This is a genomic window from Collinsella sp. AF04-24, from assembly GCF_003465685.1.
In the GTDB taxonomy this organism is placed as follows: domain Bacteria; phylum Actinomycetota; class Coriobacteriia; order Coriobacteriales; family Coriobacteriaceae; genus Collinsella; species Collinsella aerofaciens_AP.
Genome location: NZ_QSBK01000007.1, coordinates 1 through 17531, shown reverse-complemented (window position 1 = coordinate 17531; position 17531 = coordinate 1). Strand labels below are relative to the sequence as shown.

Genomic DNA, 17531 nt, shown 5'->3' with positions numbered 1-17531 from the left:
TGTGACAAAGGGACTGTCCCTTCGTCACATCTGCTAGCTCTCGTCGCCCACCAGCTGAGTTAGCTTACTCCCACTCGACCGTGCCGACGGGCTTCGGTGTGAGGTCGTAGCAAACGCGGCAAATGCCGGGGACCTCGGCGGTCACGCGGGCGGTGATGCGCTTGAGCAGCGCCCAATCGAGCTCGGGCACCTCGGCGGTCATGACGTCGACGGTGTTGATGCAGCGGATGATGCAAGGCCAGTCGTAGGCGCGCTTGCCCTCGCGCACGCCGGTGGCGCGGAAGTCGGGCACCACGGCGAAGTACTGCCAGATGGTCAGGCCGGCCTTATCGATCTCCTCGCGCACGATGGCGTCGGCCTCGCGCAGCGCCTCGAGGCGATCGCGGGTAATGGCACCCAAGCAGCGGACGCCCAGGCCGGGGCCGGGGAACGGCTGGCGCTCAACCATGTTCTCGGGCAAACCGAGCTCGCGGCCCACGACGCGGACCTCGTCCTTGTACAGCAGCTTAACGGGCTCGCAGAGCTCAAACTGCAGGTCCTCGGGCAGGCCGCCAACGTTGTGGTGGGCCTTCACGCCGTCCTGGGACTCCAGAATGTCGGGGTAGATGGTGCCCTGGGCAAGGAAGCTGACCTCGTCGCCAACCTTGCGGGCCTCCTCCTCAAACACGCGGATGAACTCGGCGCCGATGATCTTACGCTTGGCCTCGGGCTCCTCAACGTCCACGAGCTTGCCCAAGAAACGATCGGTGGCGTCAACGTAGACCAGGTTGGCGTCCATCTGGTTCTTAAAGACGTCGATGACCTGCTCGCTCTCGCCCTTGCGCATGAGACCGTGGTTCACATGCACGCAAATGAGCTGCTTGCCAATGGCCTTGATCAGCAGGGCCGCGACAACAGAACTGTCGACGCCGCCGGAAAGGGCCAGCAGGACCTTCTTGTCGCCGATCTGCTCGCGGATTGCGGTGACCTGCTCGTCGATGAACGCCTGGGCAAGTTCGGGAGTGGTGATACGCACCATATCGTCGGGACGCTTGTTGGGATCCATGCAGGGCTCCTTTTCGATTCGATGGAACGCGCCGCGCATATGCAAACGCGCTGTCATATGTCCTCATTATATGCAGAGCGAGGTTCGTTTCCCATCGCTGCGACGGAGCTTTTTGCAGGGGCGGCAGTTTTTCCTTATGCCAAGGTCAGCTAGGCTTCGGTAGCCACCTTAAGAGCATCGCCAATAGACTCTTCCTTTATGCGTTCGGCATAATCGTAGGCGATACCCACAAATTCCAGTTCCGGGCAACAGGAGTAAAATGGCTGCTATTGTTGTCAGCTGTTGGGAGATGGAAGATGGACTGCGATGGCTACCCATGCGTTCCCATGCCGTTGATGTGCGCTGCCTTTGTGCCGGGGCAGATTGACGCTGCGGTTGCAGGCATTTCCGACCCCGATTCGCGCGCCATTGCCACGGCAGAAGCGCTGTACTTTCGCGGACAGGCCACCCTCGCTGCCAAGACGGCGCGCCCCTATCTTGACGTCACCGATCCCGCGCTGCGCTATTCCGCATGCTTTATCTGCGGATACGCCAGTCTGTCGCTCAACCGTATCGCCGACGCCCGCCGGTGCCTTGCGGGCATCCTCGATACGCCGGCCGACGAGGAATCGCCCGCCGTCCACGCCACGCATATCCTGTTCGCCTCGGCCGCGAGCGTCCTGCTGCACTTGCCTTCCCCGTATTCTGCCGAAGAGTTTTATCCACTTGCGGCGCACCTACCCGAAGGCCTGCGACTGTTCGCCAGCTACGTGATGGCGCACGCCTTGTATCTGCGCGGCGAATACGGCCGCAGCCTGGGCATGGCGGAAAACGCCCTAATTATGAAACAGGGAAGCTATCCCATCTCGGAACTGTTCCTGCACCTGGCAGCTTCCATGGCATGCATGAGCCTCAAGGACATCGACGCCGCAAAAGCGCATTTTGGAGCCGCTTGGGACATTGCGCGCCCCGACGGCCTTATCGAGCTCATCGGCGAGCACCACGGCCTTTTGCAGGGGCTTATCGAGGCGTGCCTAAAAACGCAATACCCTGACGACTTCGCGCACATCATCGAGATCACGTACCGCTTCAGCTACGGCTGGCGGCGCATCCACAACCCCGATTCGGGCGAGGACGTTGCTGACGATTTAACGACCACGGAATTCACCATGGCCATGCTCGCCTGTCGTGGGTGGACCAACGCCGAAATCGCACGCCATATGGGAGTATCGCCGGGCACCGTCAAAAACCGCCTATCCGGCGTATACGCAAAGCTTGGCATCGGCACACGCGCCGAGCTGGTCGCGCATATGTTGCGTTAGCGACCGGGCTGCCAAGCGCATCGAACGCGTTCCGGAACCCGGCGCTTCGCTCGATCAATTTGGACATTTTGACCCTTGAACGGCACTACCGTGACTGGATGCCTTCTTGCAAAATTGGATTATTTCCATCGATACCTGCTGGATGGGGGCCAAAGATGCTTGATCGCCGTTCGTTACTTGTTGCTGGAGCGTCCTCGCTAGCGAGCATTATGTTGCCTCGCGTGCCGGGAAGCGAAAATGCCTTCCTGCTGCCGTTCGCGCCCACCGCGGCCTATGCCGACGAAGAAGACCCCTTCAAGGTCTTGGTGCTCTCGCGCACCATGTTTGGTGTGGTCGTGGTCGACGTCGCCAACAAGAATACGCCCATCACGGGTGCCCAGGTCACGCTCACATCGCGCTATGCTGCAGGCAAGCAGCTCACCGCCACTACCGATGACGAGGGCACGGCCATCTTTGAGGTCGCGCCGCTTTCGGAAGGCTACGTGGACGAGGCAACGCTTCTCGACGCGTACGAATTTAACGGCGGCATCTCCATTAGCATGGCGGGATACCGTGATGTCGAGATTCCCCTTGCTCGCATTCTGGGCGGCACCGCCATAACCGCGCCCACACGTCCGTTTTCCGACGGCGAGCCGTACTTCCGCCAGCTCACGTTTGACGAATGGGACATCCAGTACGCCGACGCCACGTTCATGGCATTGCCGAAGAACGACACGACAAACGAGCAGCCCGATACGCACGCCTTTACCGTGCAGGCCCATCTGCCGCAGGGCGGGCAGGCAACGTTACATATCAATAAAGTGACGCCTGCCGCGGGCAGCTCACCCGAAACCGTCACGCAGATTGGCCAAGTCAAGGCCAGCGCATCGGGCACGGATAATCTGGCAACGTTCACACTCGAAGATAAGTTCCTCGATGCGGCATCGGGCCTTCTGGAAGAAGGGTGCAAGCTGCGCTTTGTCCTCGACTATCAGGGCAAAACCTACACGCTCTCCTCCCCCATGGCCGTTGTCACCGCGCCGGCCGCAAAGGCGGAATCGGGCTCGACCACCATCATTCCCACCACCATGGACCAAGGGGTCACTCCGTTTGATTTCCCCGCATCGTTTCCCGGCATCGGTGGTAATAAGTTCACGTGTTGGATGCCCACATTTCCGATCCTCTTCGATTTCTCGTTTGCCGGGTACGTGCTGTTTGGCGGAGGATACAAACCAGCCAGCTATATGAACGATTCGGGCAGCCCTGATCCGGAATACTGGAAGAAATCGCCGCGCGAGTCGGGCGCCAAGCAGGCAAACCGCTATCTCGACGAGATGGAGGGGAAGTGGAATCAGTACAAGAGCATGAGCGCCGGTTCGGGCACCGATCCAAGGAACACCAAGCTCCTTCGCCACCATTGCACGCTGCTGTTCACGATGGATATCGCCACGCAGCTGTACGGCTCGCTCGCCTACGATTGGGTGGGCAAAACCTGGGGCAACAACAACGACCCCGCATACGGCAATATTAAGGCCCTCTTCCAGGTAAGAACCGACCTCAATTGGACCGAGCAGTTTACCCTGGGACCGGTGCCGTTTTTCCTAAACGTCAACCCCTGGGTGCTAGCAAAACTGGCGCTCGCCGTGGGCGCCCACACGCACGGTAGCGGCGCGGCGTTTTTTAAAAACATTTCGCTCGATTGGTCAAACACGTCGGGCTCGTTCACCATCCAGATCGGGCTTGCCGTTACCTTTGGAGCCGGCGTTGCGGGCGTCGCCTCGTCTGCCGTGCGCGGCGCCGCATCCCTCACGCTGTTCATTGGGTACGAGAAGGCAGATGGACACCCGCTTCCGCGACTGCGCGTAGGTGCAGACGTCGATGTCGATGTGATACTCCAGTTCGTTATGTTCAAGTGGACCACCAAGGCTTGGTCGGGATCGTGGCCCACACTCGCCGATTCGTGGAATATGTCGGTGAACAACGGCGACCAGTATGTACTCCAGCGCTCTGAGCTGGCCTTGGGTGGAGATACGCCTTATACGCTGAACGCCTGCTTCGGCTCGGGCGGCAACGCCGAGGCAGGTGGTGTGCCGCAGTTTATCGCGTCGGCCACCATCGTCACCAACGCCGAGCTGCTCGCACGCGCCGAGGTTAAGGCCACTGCCGTAAACGCCGCGCCTGTCGTGCGCGATTGGGATCAAGCGGTCACGCGCATTGAGCTCGAGGCGGATGCAGAAAGCGACGACACGGGACAGATCGAGCATTTCGTCCATGCACTGATAGAGAACGACGAAAACGCCGCGCCAATGTATAAGTACACCTATATCGGGCAGGCGACGAACGCCGTTGCGGACCCCAACGCCAATTCTGCCGGCATGTCGGAGGACGAGCGTGGCGGCATAAAACCCTCGAGCGACAACGTGCTGTTTTCCGGCGTGCTCAGCGAAGCCCACATGAAGCTGGCAATGATTGCCGGCATAGAATGCCTGTTCCGTATCGCCTCGGTGTGCTACGGCGACAATGGCCGCTCGCGCCTGGTGGTGCACACAAGGGCAAACGGCACGTGGTCCGCCCCCACGCCCGTGGACTTCCCCCTTGGGTTTGGCGAGGGCGACGTGGAGCGCGACGGCATATACGATTACGACTTCGACGTGGTGGAATATACGGACGGGAGGGGAAACCAGGACGCCTACGTGCTGCTGGTCTCGGGCGAGCGCCCCGACGGCGACAACACCCTTTTCGATACGGCAAGCACAGCCGGCATACTGTCCGTCGTGCGCCTGCGCATAAGTAATGACGAGACCCGCGTGGTGTCGCATACGTCATGGCGCAGCATCTCGCGCGGCCGCCTGCAAGAGGATGGCTACCATTGCCTGCAGTGCCCACGTATCACGGTGGGCAAGACGCTGGTCGACGGGCGCCTGTCGGGTGCCTACCTCCACCGCCGCGGAACCACCGCAGAAAAGGCGCTCGGCAGCGAGGCTGAGGTTGCGCTGGAGTGCTTTACCCTGTGGTCGGACGTTTCGGGCGACAGCCTGACGTTCCGCCAAGTTCTCCGCTTTCCGCAAGCACCGTCGAGTATCGAGCTGGGCGAGCCCGAGAATATCAACGGCAAAATGGTGGTGCCCGTTACGTACGAGACCGCAAACGGTTGCGGCTGCGCATCGTACGCCGTGATCGGCCAGTCTATCGCGGGCTGGGGCGTTATGCCGCCGGACGCCGCGGTGCCCCATGCGGTGCCATGGCCGCAGCACACGGGCTTTTTGGCCACCGTCAACGAACAACTGCAGCATATTACTTGGACGCGAGGCGCATCGGCATTTGCAACGCAGCCCGTGGGTGCCGCAGGCTGTGGCCCGGCATCGTTTAGCGTAAGCAGCAACGGCAGGTGCGTGCTCTATGTAGAGAACACCGATGGCAAGGTGGGACAAACCTACGACGAAGAAGGCAACCCGGTAGCAGTGATGGGCAAGCACTTCCGCATCTTCGCCAGCACCTTGGCAGGCGATCTGTTCACGGAGCCGTTCGTGATGTGCGAGCTGGACCATCCCGTCGATCAGATAACGACATTTTTGACGTCGGGAGGCATGCTCTCCGCGCTCGCCACGCACATTGTGAGTGCCGAGCAGAGCAAGGCGGAGCTGCACGGCATCGAAGTGCCCTTGGTGGCGTGTGCCACTCCGACGGGCGCGGTCGCTACCTCGGGCGCGGTGGTGCCCGGAGCAGCAGGCGAGTCCTTCATGGTCACGGTGCGAAACGACGGCAACACTTTGCTGACCGCCGGCACGATCGATCTGTACCGAGAGGGCTCCAGCCAGCCGTTCTCCAGCGCATCCATCGGATTCGGAGCGAACGCACGCATGGCTTCGATCCACGATCCAGAGCTTGCCGAAGACGCTTCGGCCAACGACATGGCACGCGTGAAGTACGCGCTCGAGACGCTGGGCGCATGTTTTGCAACGCACCCGCTGGTAGCCGACAACGGCAACGCCGTGCTGGCACCGGGTTGCACGGCACAGTTCCGCATGAGCTTCGCTATCCCCGAGAGTTGGAGCGACGAAGTGGGCAAACGCGTAACGCTGTATGCGAAGGCGCGTGACCTGGTGGCGCTCGATCCCGTAACGCTCAAGGAAATCCGACCGGGCGCAAACTCGGCGCTGGGTGCCGTACTGCACGAGCTTCATGTGCCCGACGCGGCATGCGAACGCTCAGAAATTCAGGTCGGCGTATGCGACAGCGCGGATACGACGGGGCTTCACGATGCACCGATGACGATTGATGGCGATGGCGGCTCGAGTGGAGGTGGCTCCGGCGGAAGCAGCTCCGGTGGCGGCAGTGGCTCCGGCAGTGGCAAGGACCACGACAATAACAAGCGCTCCGGAAAAGCGGGCGCACTTGCGGGCACGGGCGATGTCAACGCTCCCCTTACGGCAGCCGCTGCAGCACTCGCCGCGGCAGGCGCCGGCCTCGTCGCCTACAGCGCCCGCCGCACGGCGCTCGAAACCGACACCGCCAATGAGGTCAATTCGGATAGGCCTCGCTAGCTCCTAGTTACCTTTGTGAGAGACGCCGACTCGGCTCATCGAACATCAAAATGGGCTGGTTCTGAATACCCAGAGCCAGCCCATTGCGCATTAAATGTCGTCTGAGGAGTCGAGTTCTGCCTCGAGCTTGGCACGGCGTCTTTTCGCCGTGAAAAACGTTGCGCACAGGACAGCAAACGTGGCCGCGAAAATCGTCGCACCGCAGAACACGCCCGTGACCAGGTTCGCCAACCAAAAGACGCTTTCGAGCGGTACGATCTGCGCCTCAGCGATACAGCGCATTGCGGCAATAACAAGCGCGAACGCGGCGCCGCTAAGACCGCTGACAAGCAGGAAATATCCAACAGGAAGATGCTCGGTTTGCCCAAAACGATTGGTATCGACATAGCCCTTCCGCGTTTGCAGTCCTGCGCAAATCAACATCACGAGAACGAGCCACAAATACATGGCTGCCTCGAACGGCGTTGCAAAGCCATGCGGCATTTCACTAGCGTCGCTGTGAACCCACGTAACCTGTCGAGCTATAAACTGGTAGAAAAAGATCATCAACATGCCAAACGAAAGCAGCACGAAGCCAATCTTGTAGATCTTCGCGTTCTCAGCCTCCAGGCGTTCATCCTTTGGGCCGGCATATTCGCGCCACTTTTGCACGATTTTCAGATCTTCATATTTCATAGTGAACTCCTAAAGAGCATTAGGGTCGGCGTCGGTTTCGTCTTCCCAAAACAAGTCGTTCAACGTAACGCGCAGCGCCTTACAGATTGCCACGCACAAATTGAGCGTGGGGTTGTAGCCGCCCGCCTCGATAAGGCCGATGGTTTGGCGCGTAACGCCCACGGCTTGGGCTAAGTCAGCTTGCGAAAGGCCAGCCGCCGCGCGTGCCGCCTTCATGCGTAGGTTCTTTTTGCCCGGCATGGAGTTCCTTTCGTAGTAATGGACAGATATCCGTTGCAACATGACAGAAATATATTGCATCCTTCACAAGATGTCAACTATATCTGTCATTATGGAAACCATGTCCGCCATCGCCATGTGGACATAACAATTTCGATTCGCTATTCAATCTTACTCGGACAAAACCGAGTCGGAAGGACCCGAGTAAGTGGAACTTATCAGCATGGCCAACGCGCACGCCAATAACCGGATTTGCCGGAACCATGCGTGCCCCATCGTTTAATAGCTCCGTTATTGTTCGATGATCTTCTTGACGACCGCGGGAACGCCTGCCGCCACCACGTTGTCCGGAAGGTCTTCCGTCACGACGCTGCCCGCGGCAATTACGCAACCGCTGCCGATGGTAACCCCCTGCAACACGGATACGTTCGCGCCAAACCAGCAGTTATCGCCTACAACAATAGGCAGAGCCTTCTCGAGACCCAAGTTGCGGTCCTTTGACTTTAGGGGGTGCGAAGCGGTGTAGAAGCCGCAAAACGGCCCGATAAACACGTTGCCACCAAAGGTGATAGAGCCGCCGTCCATAAAGTAGCAGCCATGGTTTACAAAGCAGCCCTCACCAAAGCTCGTCTTGCTCCCGTAGTCAAAGTAGGCAGGCGAAAGGACCGTCAGCCCTTGCGGAAGATCGGTATCGAGCAAGGATTTCAAAGCGTCAAGCTGCGCGTCGCTTCCGGGTTTTGCCATATTAAAGTCATAGCAGAGCGCCTCCGCCTTTGCGCGTTGCGCCAGGAGCTCCTCGTCAAAGTTGGCATCATGCCACTCCCCGCGCTCCATCTTCTCTTTCTCAGTCATTGCGCCCCCTCAAACAACATGCAGTCTTGATGCGGCAATTCTACCAGCCGATAAGCCACGGTTTTAACACGAGCACCACGCCGCGCAGGGAATGACCGCAGAAGCTAAAGGTCACCGACTCCGAACGCGCGTTCGATGGAATTCGTGTTAGTTGGAATCGTCCGAGGCCTGGGCTATGCTACCTTGACTATCTATATGACTACAACGCAGCAAAGGAGCATCGAGAGAGCGAGCATGGCAAAAAACACCGCAAACTATGGTAACGACAGTATTCGTCAGCTCAAGGACGAGGAGCGCGTACGCCTGCGCCCCGCCGTTATCTTTGGCTCGGACGGACTCGACGGCTGCGCGCATGCCGCCTTCGAGATCCTGTCCAACGCCGTTGACGAGGCGCGCCAGGGCTACGGCAAGCTCATCACCCTTACCGCCTTTCGCGATGGTTCCATTCAGGTAGAGGACAACGGCCGCGGCTGCCCGCTCGACTGGAACCCCTCCGAGAAGCGCTTTAACTGGGAGCTCGTCTTTTGCGAGCTCTACGCAGGTGGCAAATACAACAACAACCAGGGCGGCGACTACGACTTCTCGCTCGGTACCAACGGCCTGGGCTCGTGCGCGACCCAGTACGCATCCGAGTACATGGACGTCACGGTTTGGCGCGACGGCAACAAGTACTCCCTGCACTTTAAGAAAGGCAAGGTCGTTGGCGCCAAAAAGAAAGCGCTTGAGATCGAGCCCAGCGACGAGGACCGCACCGGCACCACCATCAAGTGGCGCCCCGATCTTGAGGTCTTTACCTCGATCAGCATTCCCCACGACTGGTATCGCGAGACCATGCGCCGCCAGGCCGTGGTCAACGCCAACGTGACCTTCCGCCTGCGCATTGAGGGCGACGATGGCGAGTTTTCCGAAGAGGATTTTTGCTATCCCAAGGGCATCGAGGACTACGTGCTCGAGAAGGTCGGTGCCGACTACCTCACCGAGCCCTTCTTTATCGAGGCCGACCGCCGCGGTCGCGACCGCGAGGACCTGCCCGACTACAACGTCAAGATTACCGCGTGCATGTGCTTCTCGCGCACCTTCATGATGCAGGAGTACTACCACAACTCATCATGGCTCGAGAACGGCGGTTCGCCCGAAAAGGCCGCCCGTAGTGCTCTGACCAGCGCCATCGATGCCTACATCAAGCAACAGGGCAAGTACAACAAAAACGAGAGCGGCATTAAGTGGCAGGACGTCCAGGACTGTCTGGTGCTGGTGACCAACTGCTTCTCCACCCAGACGTCCTACGAAAACCAGACTAAGAAGGCCATCAATAACCGCTTTATCCAGCAGGCGATGACGGCATTCTTTAAGGAGCGCCTCTCGACCTATCTGATCGAGAACAAAGACGCCGCCAACAAGATCATGGAGCAGGTGCTCATCAACAAGCGCTCGCGCGAGAACGCCGAGAAGACGCGCCAGAGCATCAAGACCAATCTGCAACAGAAGACCGACATGGCCAACCGCGTGCAAAAGTTCATCGATTGCCGCTCCAAGGACAAGAGCCGCCGCGAGATCTACATCGTAGAGGGCGACTCGGCAGCAGGCGCCATTCGCACGTCGCGCGATGCCGAGTTCCAGGGTGTCATGCCCGTCCGCGGCAAGATCCTCAACTGCCTAAAGGAAGATTATCCGCGCATCTTTAAGTCCGACATCATCATGGACCTCATGCGCGTGCTGGGCTGCGGCGTAGAGATCAAGGACAAGCGCATCAAGAACCTCGGTGCCTTCGACCTGGACAACCTCAACTGGAACAAGGTCATCATCTGTACGGACGCCGACGTCGACGGTTATCACATCCGCACGCTTGTGCTCACCATGCTCTATCGCCTGGTGCCCACGCTTATCGACGAGGGCTACGTCTATATCGCCGAGTCGCCGCTCTACGAGATTAACTGCAAAGAGAAGACCTACTTTGCCTACACCGAGCTCGAGAAGAACGGGATCCTCAAGGAGATTGGCGACCAGAAGTGCTCCATCAACCGCTCCAAGGGTCTTGGTGAGAACGATCCGGACATGATGTGGCTCACCACCATGAACCCCGAGACGCGCCGCCTGATCAAGGTAGAACCCGAGGACGTCACCAAGATGGAGACCATGTTCAACCTGTTGCTGGGCAACGACGAGACGGGCCGCAAGCGTCACATCTCCGAGCACGGCAAGGAATACCTGGACCAGCTGGACCTGCAGTAGCAGCAAATCGATAACGACGGCCCATAAGAAGTTCAAGAGGAAATCGTGGCAAAGAAGAAGACGAAGAACCAGCCCAAGAAAAAGCAGGTCAACGCCGAGAACGTCATCGGCCTGCACTCCGAGGTCACCGATCAGCCGATCACGCAGACGCTCGAGGTCAACTACATGCCCTACGCTATGAGCGTCAACGTCTCGCGTGCGTTCCCCGAGATTGACGGCTTTAAGCCCTCGCACCGCAAGCTGCTCTACACCATGTACAAGATGGGTCTGCTCAAGGGCGAGCGCCAGAAGAGCGCCAACATCGTGGGCCAGACCATGAAGCTCAACCCGCACGGCGACGCCGCGATCTACGAGACGATGGTGCGCCTGGCCACCGGCAACGAGGCGTTGCTCGCCCCCTTCGTGGAGTCGAAGGGCAACTTTGGCAAGTACTATTCGGGCGACCTGAGCTACGCCGCCTCGCGCTATACCGAGGCAAAGCTCTCCCCCATTAGCGCCGAGATCTTCAAGGACATCGACAAGGACCCGGTCGACTTCGTCGACAGCTACGACGGCGCCATGAAGGAGCCGCGCCTGCTGCCCACCACGTTCCCCAACATCCTTGTCTCGGCCAATAAGGGCATCGGCGTCGCCATGGCGTCCGACATCTGCGGTTTCAACCTCAACGAGGTCTGCACCGCCACGATGCACTACCTGCAGGATCCCGACTGCGACCTGCTCGAGTACATGCCCATGCCCGACTTCTCGACCGGCGGCGAAATTATCTACCGCCGCGAGGAGATGGAAAAGATAATCGAGACCGGCCTTGGCAGCTTCCAGATCCGCTCCCGCTGGCGCTGGATTCCCGAAGAGCGCATCATCGAGGTCTACGAGATCCCCTACACCACCAAAACCGATGTCATCATCGAGCGCATCGTCAAGCTCTCCAAGGAGGGCAAGGTCAAAGAGATCGCCGACATCCGTGACGAGACCGACCTTTCGGGCCTGCGTATCGCCATCGATCTTAAGCGCGGCGTCGACCCCGACAAGCTCATGGCCAAGCTCTATCGCTCGACCACGCTGCAGGATTCGTTCTCGTGCAACTTCAATGTGCTGGCCGATGGTTACCCTCGCGTTATGGGTGTGCGCCAGATCCTGCACGAGTGGGTCAAGTGGCGTATTGAGTCCACGCGTCGCCGCATTAACTTTGACCTGGGCAAAAAGTCCGAGCGTCTGCACCTGCTGCACGGCCTCGAGGCAATTCTGCTCGACATCGACAAGGCGATCGCCATCATCCGCGGCACCAAGCTCGAGGCCGAGGTCGTGCCCAACCTTATGAAGGGTTTCGACATCGACGAGACCCAGGCCGAGTTTGTTGCCGAGCTCAAGCTCCGCAACATCAACGAGGAGTACATCCTCAACCGCACCAAGGACATTGCCAAGCTTGAGGGCGAGATTGCCGAGCTTGAGGAGATCCTCTCCAGCGAGGAGAACATCAAGAAAGTCATCAGCGACGAGCTGGCAGCGGTCAACAAGAAGTACGTGATGCCGCGCCGCACGGGCAGGATCGAGCCCCATGAGGTTATCGAGGTGAGCCTGGAGCCCGAGGTCGAGGAGTACCCGGTCACCATCATGCTCTCGCGCGATGGCTATCTTAAGAAGATGACGGACCGCGTGCTCAAGAAGGCGACCACGCTCAAGTACAAGGACGGCGACAAACCCTTTATCGAGTTCCCGTCCTCCAACACCCACGAGCTGCTGGTCTTTACCAATAAGAGCCAGGTGTACAAGTGCAAGGTTGCGGCGTTTGAGGACACCAAGTCGGCCCAGCTGGGCTCGTACCTGCCGACCGATCTTGAGATGGAACCCGACGAGAGCGTCATCTGGGTCATCGACCCCGAGGATTACAAGGCCGATGTGCTGTTCGTCTTTGAGAACGGCCGCGTGGTGCGCGTCGCACTTTCCGGATACGTCACCAAGACCAACCGCAAGCGCCTCAAGAACGCCATCTACGGCGGCAGCAAGCTGCTGTATGCGCAGGTGCTCAAGGAAGACCGCGACCTCGCGCTGGTCTCGAGCGACTACCGCCTGATGAACTTCAACACGTCGCTGCTCAAGACCAAGACGACCACCAACACGCAGGGCGTCCAGGCTTTCACGGCCAAGAAAGGCCGCTCGGTCACCACCGTCGGCACGACCGAGGAGATTCTTGGCGCCGGTGTCTCGGCCGAGAAGTTCACCGCACAGAGCCTCCCCTCTGCCGGTGCGCTCATGAAGGAAAACGACATGCCGAGCTTGTTTGACTAAAACAACGGCGACCAAACCGTCATGGTTTAACTAAGCAGCGGGGCCCGGAGCGCAGCAACATCGCACTCCGGGCCCCATGCATTACAGCAGCATCATCCCTATAGACAAAATGCCGCATAAAGTGGAACAGACATCAGCCCATCATTCATTCCGAAGGGCTTAGTCGATAGCCTGATTCGGCGCACGCCCGGATGGGTCTTTTTAAGTGAGGACAGGCTTCGAGATCTTGTGTTCTCTCCCGCCTTGACTTCAATCGCAGACAAGCATCCCTGCTTCTCTACTACAAAGTCGATTTCCGCACGATTATCTCGCGCCCAATAATACAGCGGATAGCCCATGGCTGAAAGCTGTTGGGCGACGTAGTTTTCGGTAAGTGCACCCATGAATGTGCCGCCGATGCCGGCAAGAATATCGGCGCGTTGAGCACCGGCCTTGGAGACGAGCAGCCCTGTATCCGCCTGATAGATTTTAAAAGCAGAAGGGTTAACGAAGGCCTCTAAAGGGCTTTCGATCTGCCCGACTAGGCTGCAGCGCGCCACCGTACCCGACAATACAAGCCAGTCGAGAGCATCTCCAAAGAGAGACGCATTGCCCCCCGCTCGCACTACCTTGTATTGAAATTTACGATTCTCTTTGGCAAGCTGCTGTGGAATGGAATCGAAGCACGCACGCGTCTTTGCGCTCAAGCGCTCATCAGCATATTTATTAGTGTCGGCGGAGTATCCGTCGAGAATAATCCGATGCTTTTCGGCCACATCAATGATTGACTGATCATCGATGTACGTTTGGACCGCCTCGGGCATTCCGCCAACAACAAGATACTGCCGATAGAGCCCAAGCGCCTTTTCATGAAGGCTTGGCGCAAGAGGACCCATAAACTCGAATGATGAGCGTATCTCGTCGACCAGCTGATCGTGCCCCATCGCCCAGAGAAACTCCTCGAAATCGAGTGGAGCCATCTCAATCAAGTCGGTCTTTCCGACGGGGAACGAATACGACTGATGGTTAATGGCAACCCCAAGAAGCGACCCAGCAGCCGCAACGTAATACTCGGGAGCATCTTCGCAAAAGTATTTAAGGGAAGTGAGCGCTTCCTCGCATACCTGGATCTCATCAATGAACAGTAAGGTTTTGCCAGGCACGATACGCTGTCCCGTACGAGCCTCGATCGCGCGTACAATCGAATGAGGGTCAAGACCGCCCGAAAAATCCGCTCGCGCCGACCGGTCGTTCTCAAGATTAACGTAGACAACCGATTCGAAAAGATCCTGGGCGTACGTTCTGAGCAAATAGGTCTTGCCACACTGGCGCACGCCTTTGACCAGCAAAGGTTTTCTATCGGCTCTGTCTCGCCATTCCCTAAGGAGCTCGTCTGCCTTGCGACGCATGCGCAACCTTCCCTCATGAACTTCTGTTTGACAATATTTTAACGCGGATTAATTTGTTTTCAGTTATTTTTCTGCGTTTAAAAATTGTTCTATACAGCACTTGAGGGAATGCGCCCCTATTCATATACTCGCGCTACATTCGATTGCACGAGACGCCAGCGAAGGGGCCCAATGCAGAACGATAAAAACGTCATTGCACAGCTCACCCCGGAGCAGAACACGCTCTTCAACGCCATGTTCGGTATGCAGAGCTAGCCAAAATGGATGCAAGCGGTGGCTGACGGAATTGTCCGCGGGAGCATCAACGCATGGCAATCAGCACTCCTCTTGGTAAGGGCAGCAAGCATTTCCACCAACACCGATTGCCATGCGATCTTCTTGTTCATAGCTGCGCCGCCTGCCTGAAATGACCCGCAGTCAAGATGAACTGCAGGAATCATGGCGAGTCGTAACCGCTTGCAAGCCTCCTTCGGAATAGGCGCTGAGCAGCTCCTGAGCGTGGGCAAACTCGGGCCCTCGCCTCCAACCGAGCAGGCGGTTGACCGCGAGATTTCCCTGGACGTTGTGGACGAAGAGCAGATAGGCCTCCTCGCGCGAAAGCCCAGTCTCCTCCATGATCGAGGGAACCATCTGCTCGGCGCCGCGCTCGACGACGCGCTGTGCCACCCGGGCGTACGCGTCGTCATCCGAGTAGAGCAGATAATAGTCATCGTTTGCCGGCGGACGCTGGCAGAGGGCACCCGCCTCCGTTCCCTCGAGCGGCGGCACCGCCGCCAAGGCCTCGTCGATAAGCGCGTCGAGCAGGGCGAACTTGTCCTCGTAGTGCAGATAGAACGTGCCACGGTTGATATCGGCGCGGCGGCAGATATCCGCTACCGTCATCTTCGCGAAGCCGACCTCGGCCAGCAGCGCGAAGAACGCCTCCCGTATGACCGAGAGTGTATAGCGTCGGCGACGATCGATCTTCCCCGCTTCCATTACCCCTCCAATTGCAACGCTCGACAATGCCCGGCAAACGCTCGTTTATCGACAGCAGGCCGAAGCTGTTCATTGCTCTTAAGCAAATCGACATGGATACTTTTTATAGACACCTGTTTATAATAGCTGAAAGAAGGTATCCAGTGACCCTGTACGAGCAGCTCGTTATCGAGCTCACCAACCGATCGTTTTCCCTTCATGCCGCCTACCGCAGCGGCAGCACGCCCTATGAGCTGAGTGACCGCGAGCCCGAGCCCTACGACCAGCAAATCGAGGACTTCGCCCGTATGATCGAAGAAGCCGATTGCGTGCTGGTGGGCGGGGCCTCCGGGCTCTCCGCGGCGGGCGGCGGCGACTTCTACTACGAGGACAACGCGACCTATCGCAAGCATTTCGGCAAATTCGCCGAGCGCTACGGTTTCAAGGGCGCTTTCGAGGGGTCGTTCTACCGCTGGCCCACCGCCGAGGCGCGCTGGGGATACCTCGCCACCTTCCTCGACACCACGCTCAACGCCCCGCTGCGCAAGCCCTACAGGGACCTCGACGCCATTCTCGCCGAGAAGGATTTCTTCGTGCTCACCACCAACCAGGACACGCAGTTTGTGAAGCTCTATCCCTGGGAGAAAGTGGCAGAGATCCAAGGCGACCACCGCTTCTTTCAGTGCTCCCGCTGTTGCACCGACGCGGTGTGGGATGCGGTCGAGCCGGTCTCCAACATGGTAGAGGCCATGGGAGACGGCCTTGAGGTTCCGACAGAGCTCGTGCCGCGCTGCCCGCACTGCGGGGCAGAGGCGTTCCCCTGGGTTCGCGGCTACGGCAACTTCCTGCAGGGCGAACTCTACGAGGAGCAGTACCGCAAGGTGTCCGAATGGCTCGACGCGCACGCACGGCAGAGGATCCTCTTCCTCGAGCTGGGTGTGGGCCGCATGACGCCCGCGTTTATCCAGGAGCCGTTCTGGGCCCTCACGGCGCAGTTACCGCAGGCCAGCTACATCGCCGTAAACAACAAGACGCAGTTTCTCCCCCGCGCGATCGAGGATCGGGGGCTCGCCGTTCGCGCCGACATCGCCGACGTGCTTGCCGACGTGCTTGCCGACGTGCGCAAGACGCTGGGGAGGTAGCGCATGGAGACGGCGAAAGCAGTTCGCATAGGCAGGGCGCTAGCCGAAGCGGATCTTGTCATCATCGGCGCTAGCAACGGACTCGACATGGCGGAGGGGCTCAACCTTTTCTGCGCCGATGCTCATTTCCAAGAGGCGTACGGGGACCTCGCCCAGGCAGACGGCATCGGCTGCATACTGCAGGGGCTCGCTTCCCCGGATGCCAGCGTGCGACGCCGATGGGCCGAGCGGTTCCATCAAAAGGAGTATCTCGAATATGAGCCCGGCTCGCTCATGAACGGGCTGCGGCGTCTTACGGAGCACGCCGACACCTTCGTGGTCACATGCAACATCGACGGGCACTTCGCGCGCGCCGGGTTCGACGAGAACCGCGTGCTCGAGACGGAGGGGGGCATACGCACGTCGATCGACGAGCGGCGTCTCGCCCATCCAGACGCCCTCGCCACGGCCCAGCTCGAGGAGCTCGAGCGCCTTGTGCAAGCCCATCGCAACGGCAGGGTCGCCATCCTCGAACTTGGCGTGGGACTGCGCAACGGCATCATAAAGCACATGCTCGCCCAGATCGCGAACGTCTGCGAGCACGCCACCTACATCGTGTTCAACTACAGCCAGGCCATGGCGCCCGACGCCTCGTGCGAGACGATTCTCGTTGACGGCGATATGACCCCGGCTTTCGAGGAGATTGCCCAATGCCGTCTCTAGAGAGGGAAGCGTATAGGCTTCGAAGCCTTATCGACGATGCCGACGCCATCATCGTCGGCATCGGCTCGGGCATGTCAAGCGCCGCCGGGTTCAACCATTACAACCGCGCAGGCATGGCGCGCGCCGGAATGACGGACTGGCAGCAAGCCTTTGGCTTCAAGAGCCTTTTCGACGGCTTCTACCACCTCTACCCCAGCCTCGAGCAGCAG

General features: G+C 59.1%; 12 protein-coding genes and 1 pseudogene. 7 read left to right on the top strand and 6 right to left on the bottom strand.

Going from position 1 to position 17531, the window contains the following annotated elements; all coding sequences use genetic code 11:
* Positions 1 to 64: 64 nt before the first annotated feature.
* Positions 65 to 1045, bottom strand: a complete 981-nt coding sequence (guaA, locus tag DWV32_RS03835) for a glutamine-hydrolyzing GMP synthase (protein ID WP_117757254.1) — start codon at positions 1043 to 1045, stop codon at positions 65 to 67.
* A gap of 296 nt (positions 1046 to 1341) precedes the next feature.
* On the opposite strand from guaA, the gene DWV32_RS10295 reads away from it, so the two are divergent.
* Entirely contained in the window at positions 1342 to 2346 is a 1005-nt protein-coding gene (locus DWV32_RS10295; protein ID WP_199576984.1) for a helix-turn-helix transcriptional regulator, read from the top strand.
* 209 nt (positions 2347 to 2555) lie between these two features.
* Entirely contained in the window at positions 2556 to 6869 is a 4314-nt protein-coding gene (locus DWV32_RS03825; protein WP_147346209.1) for a hypothetical protein, read from the top strand.
* A 90-nt stretch (positions 6870 to 6959) separates the two neighbouring features.
* On the opposite strand, the gene DWV32_RS03820 is transcribed toward DWV32_RS03825, so the two are convergent.
* The 3 genes from DWV32_RS03820 to DWV32_RS03810 form a co-directional block, all read right to left on the bottom strand.
* Positions 6960 to 7544 carry a hypothetical protein gene (locus DWV32_RS03820; RefSeq protein WP_055252406.1) on the bottom strand — a complete coding sequence of 195 codons (585 nt, stop codon included), beginning with the start codon at positions 7542 to 7544 and terminating at the stop codon, positions 6960 to 6962.
* Positions 7545 to 7553: 9 nt separating this feature from the next.
* The gene (locus DWV32_RS03815; RefSeq protein ID WP_055252407.1) at positions 7554 to 7784 is read right to left on the bottom strand and encodes a helix-turn-helix transcriptional regulator; all 231 of its coding nucleotides are present in this window, start codon (positions 7782 to 7784) and stop codon (positions 7554 to 7556) included.
* A gap of 270 nt (positions 7785 to 8054) precedes the next feature.
* Positions 8055 to 8615 carry a sugar O-acetyltransferase gene (locus DWV32_RS03810; protein ID WP_117757252.1) on the bottom strand — a complete coding sequence of 187 codons (561 nt, stop codon included), beginning with the start codon at positions 8613 to 8615 and terminating at the stop codon, positions 8055 to 8057.
* 234 nt (positions 8616 to 8849) lie between these two features.
* Between DWV32_RS03810 and DWV32_RS03805 the strand changes: the two genes are divergently transcribed.
* Together DWV32_RS03805 and DWV32_RS03800 are read left to right on the top strand one after the other, a co-directional pair.
* Positions 8850 to 10847 carry a type IIA DNA topoisomerase subunit B gene (locus tag DWV32_RS03805; RefSeq protein ID WP_117757251.1) on the top strand — a complete coding sequence of 666 codons (1998 nt, stop codon included), beginning with the start codon at positions 8850 to 8852 and terminating at the stop codon, positions 10845 to 10847.
* Between the two features lie 45 nt (positions 10848 to 10892).
* A complete protein-coding gene (locus DWV32_RS03800) occupies positions 10893 to 13133 on the top strand; it encodes a DNA gyrase subunit A (RefSeq protein ID WP_117645861.1) in 2241 nt (746 codons plus the stop codon).
* A gap of 98 nt (positions 13134 to 13231) precedes the next feature.
* Here the strand turns inward: DWV32_RS03800 and DWV32_RS03795 are convergent, their stop codons facing one another.
* Positions 13232 to 14521: an ATP-binding protein gene (locus tag DWV32_RS03795; RefSeq protein WP_117645863.1), complete on the bottom strand. Its 1290-nt coding sequence runs from the start codon at positions 14519 to 14521 to the stop codon at positions 13232 to 13234.
* 417 nt (positions 14522 to 14938) lie between these two features.
* The gene (locus DWV32_RS03790) at positions 14939 to 15499 is read right to left on the bottom strand and encodes a TetR/AcrR family transcriptional regulator (protein ID WP_117645865.1); all 561 of its coding nucleotides are present in this window, start codon (positions 15497 to 15499) and stop codon (positions 14939 to 14941) included.
* 143 nt (positions 15500 to 15642) lie between these two features.
* Here DWV32_RS03790 and DWV32_RS03785 point away from each other — a divergent pair, with 143 nt between their 5' ends.
* From DWV32_RS03785 to DWV32_RS03775, 3 genes and pseudogenes are all read left to right on the top strand, one after another.
* Positions 15643 to 16620, top strand: a complete 978-nt coding sequence (locus DWV32_RS03785) for a Sir2 silent information regulator family NAD-dependent deacetylase (RefSeq protein ID WP_199407956.1) — start codon at positions 15643 to 15645, stop codon at positions 16618 to 16620.
* A gap of 3 nt (positions 16621 to 16623) precedes the next feature.
* Positions 16624 to 17322 (top strand): hypothetical protein, encoded by a 699-nt coding sequence (locus tag DWV32_RS03780; RefSeq protein WP_117645867.1) that lies wholly within the window; start codon positions 16624 to 16626, stop codon positions 17320 to 17322.
* Positions 17310 to 17531: pseudogene (locus DWV32_RS03775) on the top strand (hypothetical protein); the annotation flags it as partial. The gene DWV32_RS03780 and the pseudogene DWV32_RS03775, both read left to right, overlap by 13 nt.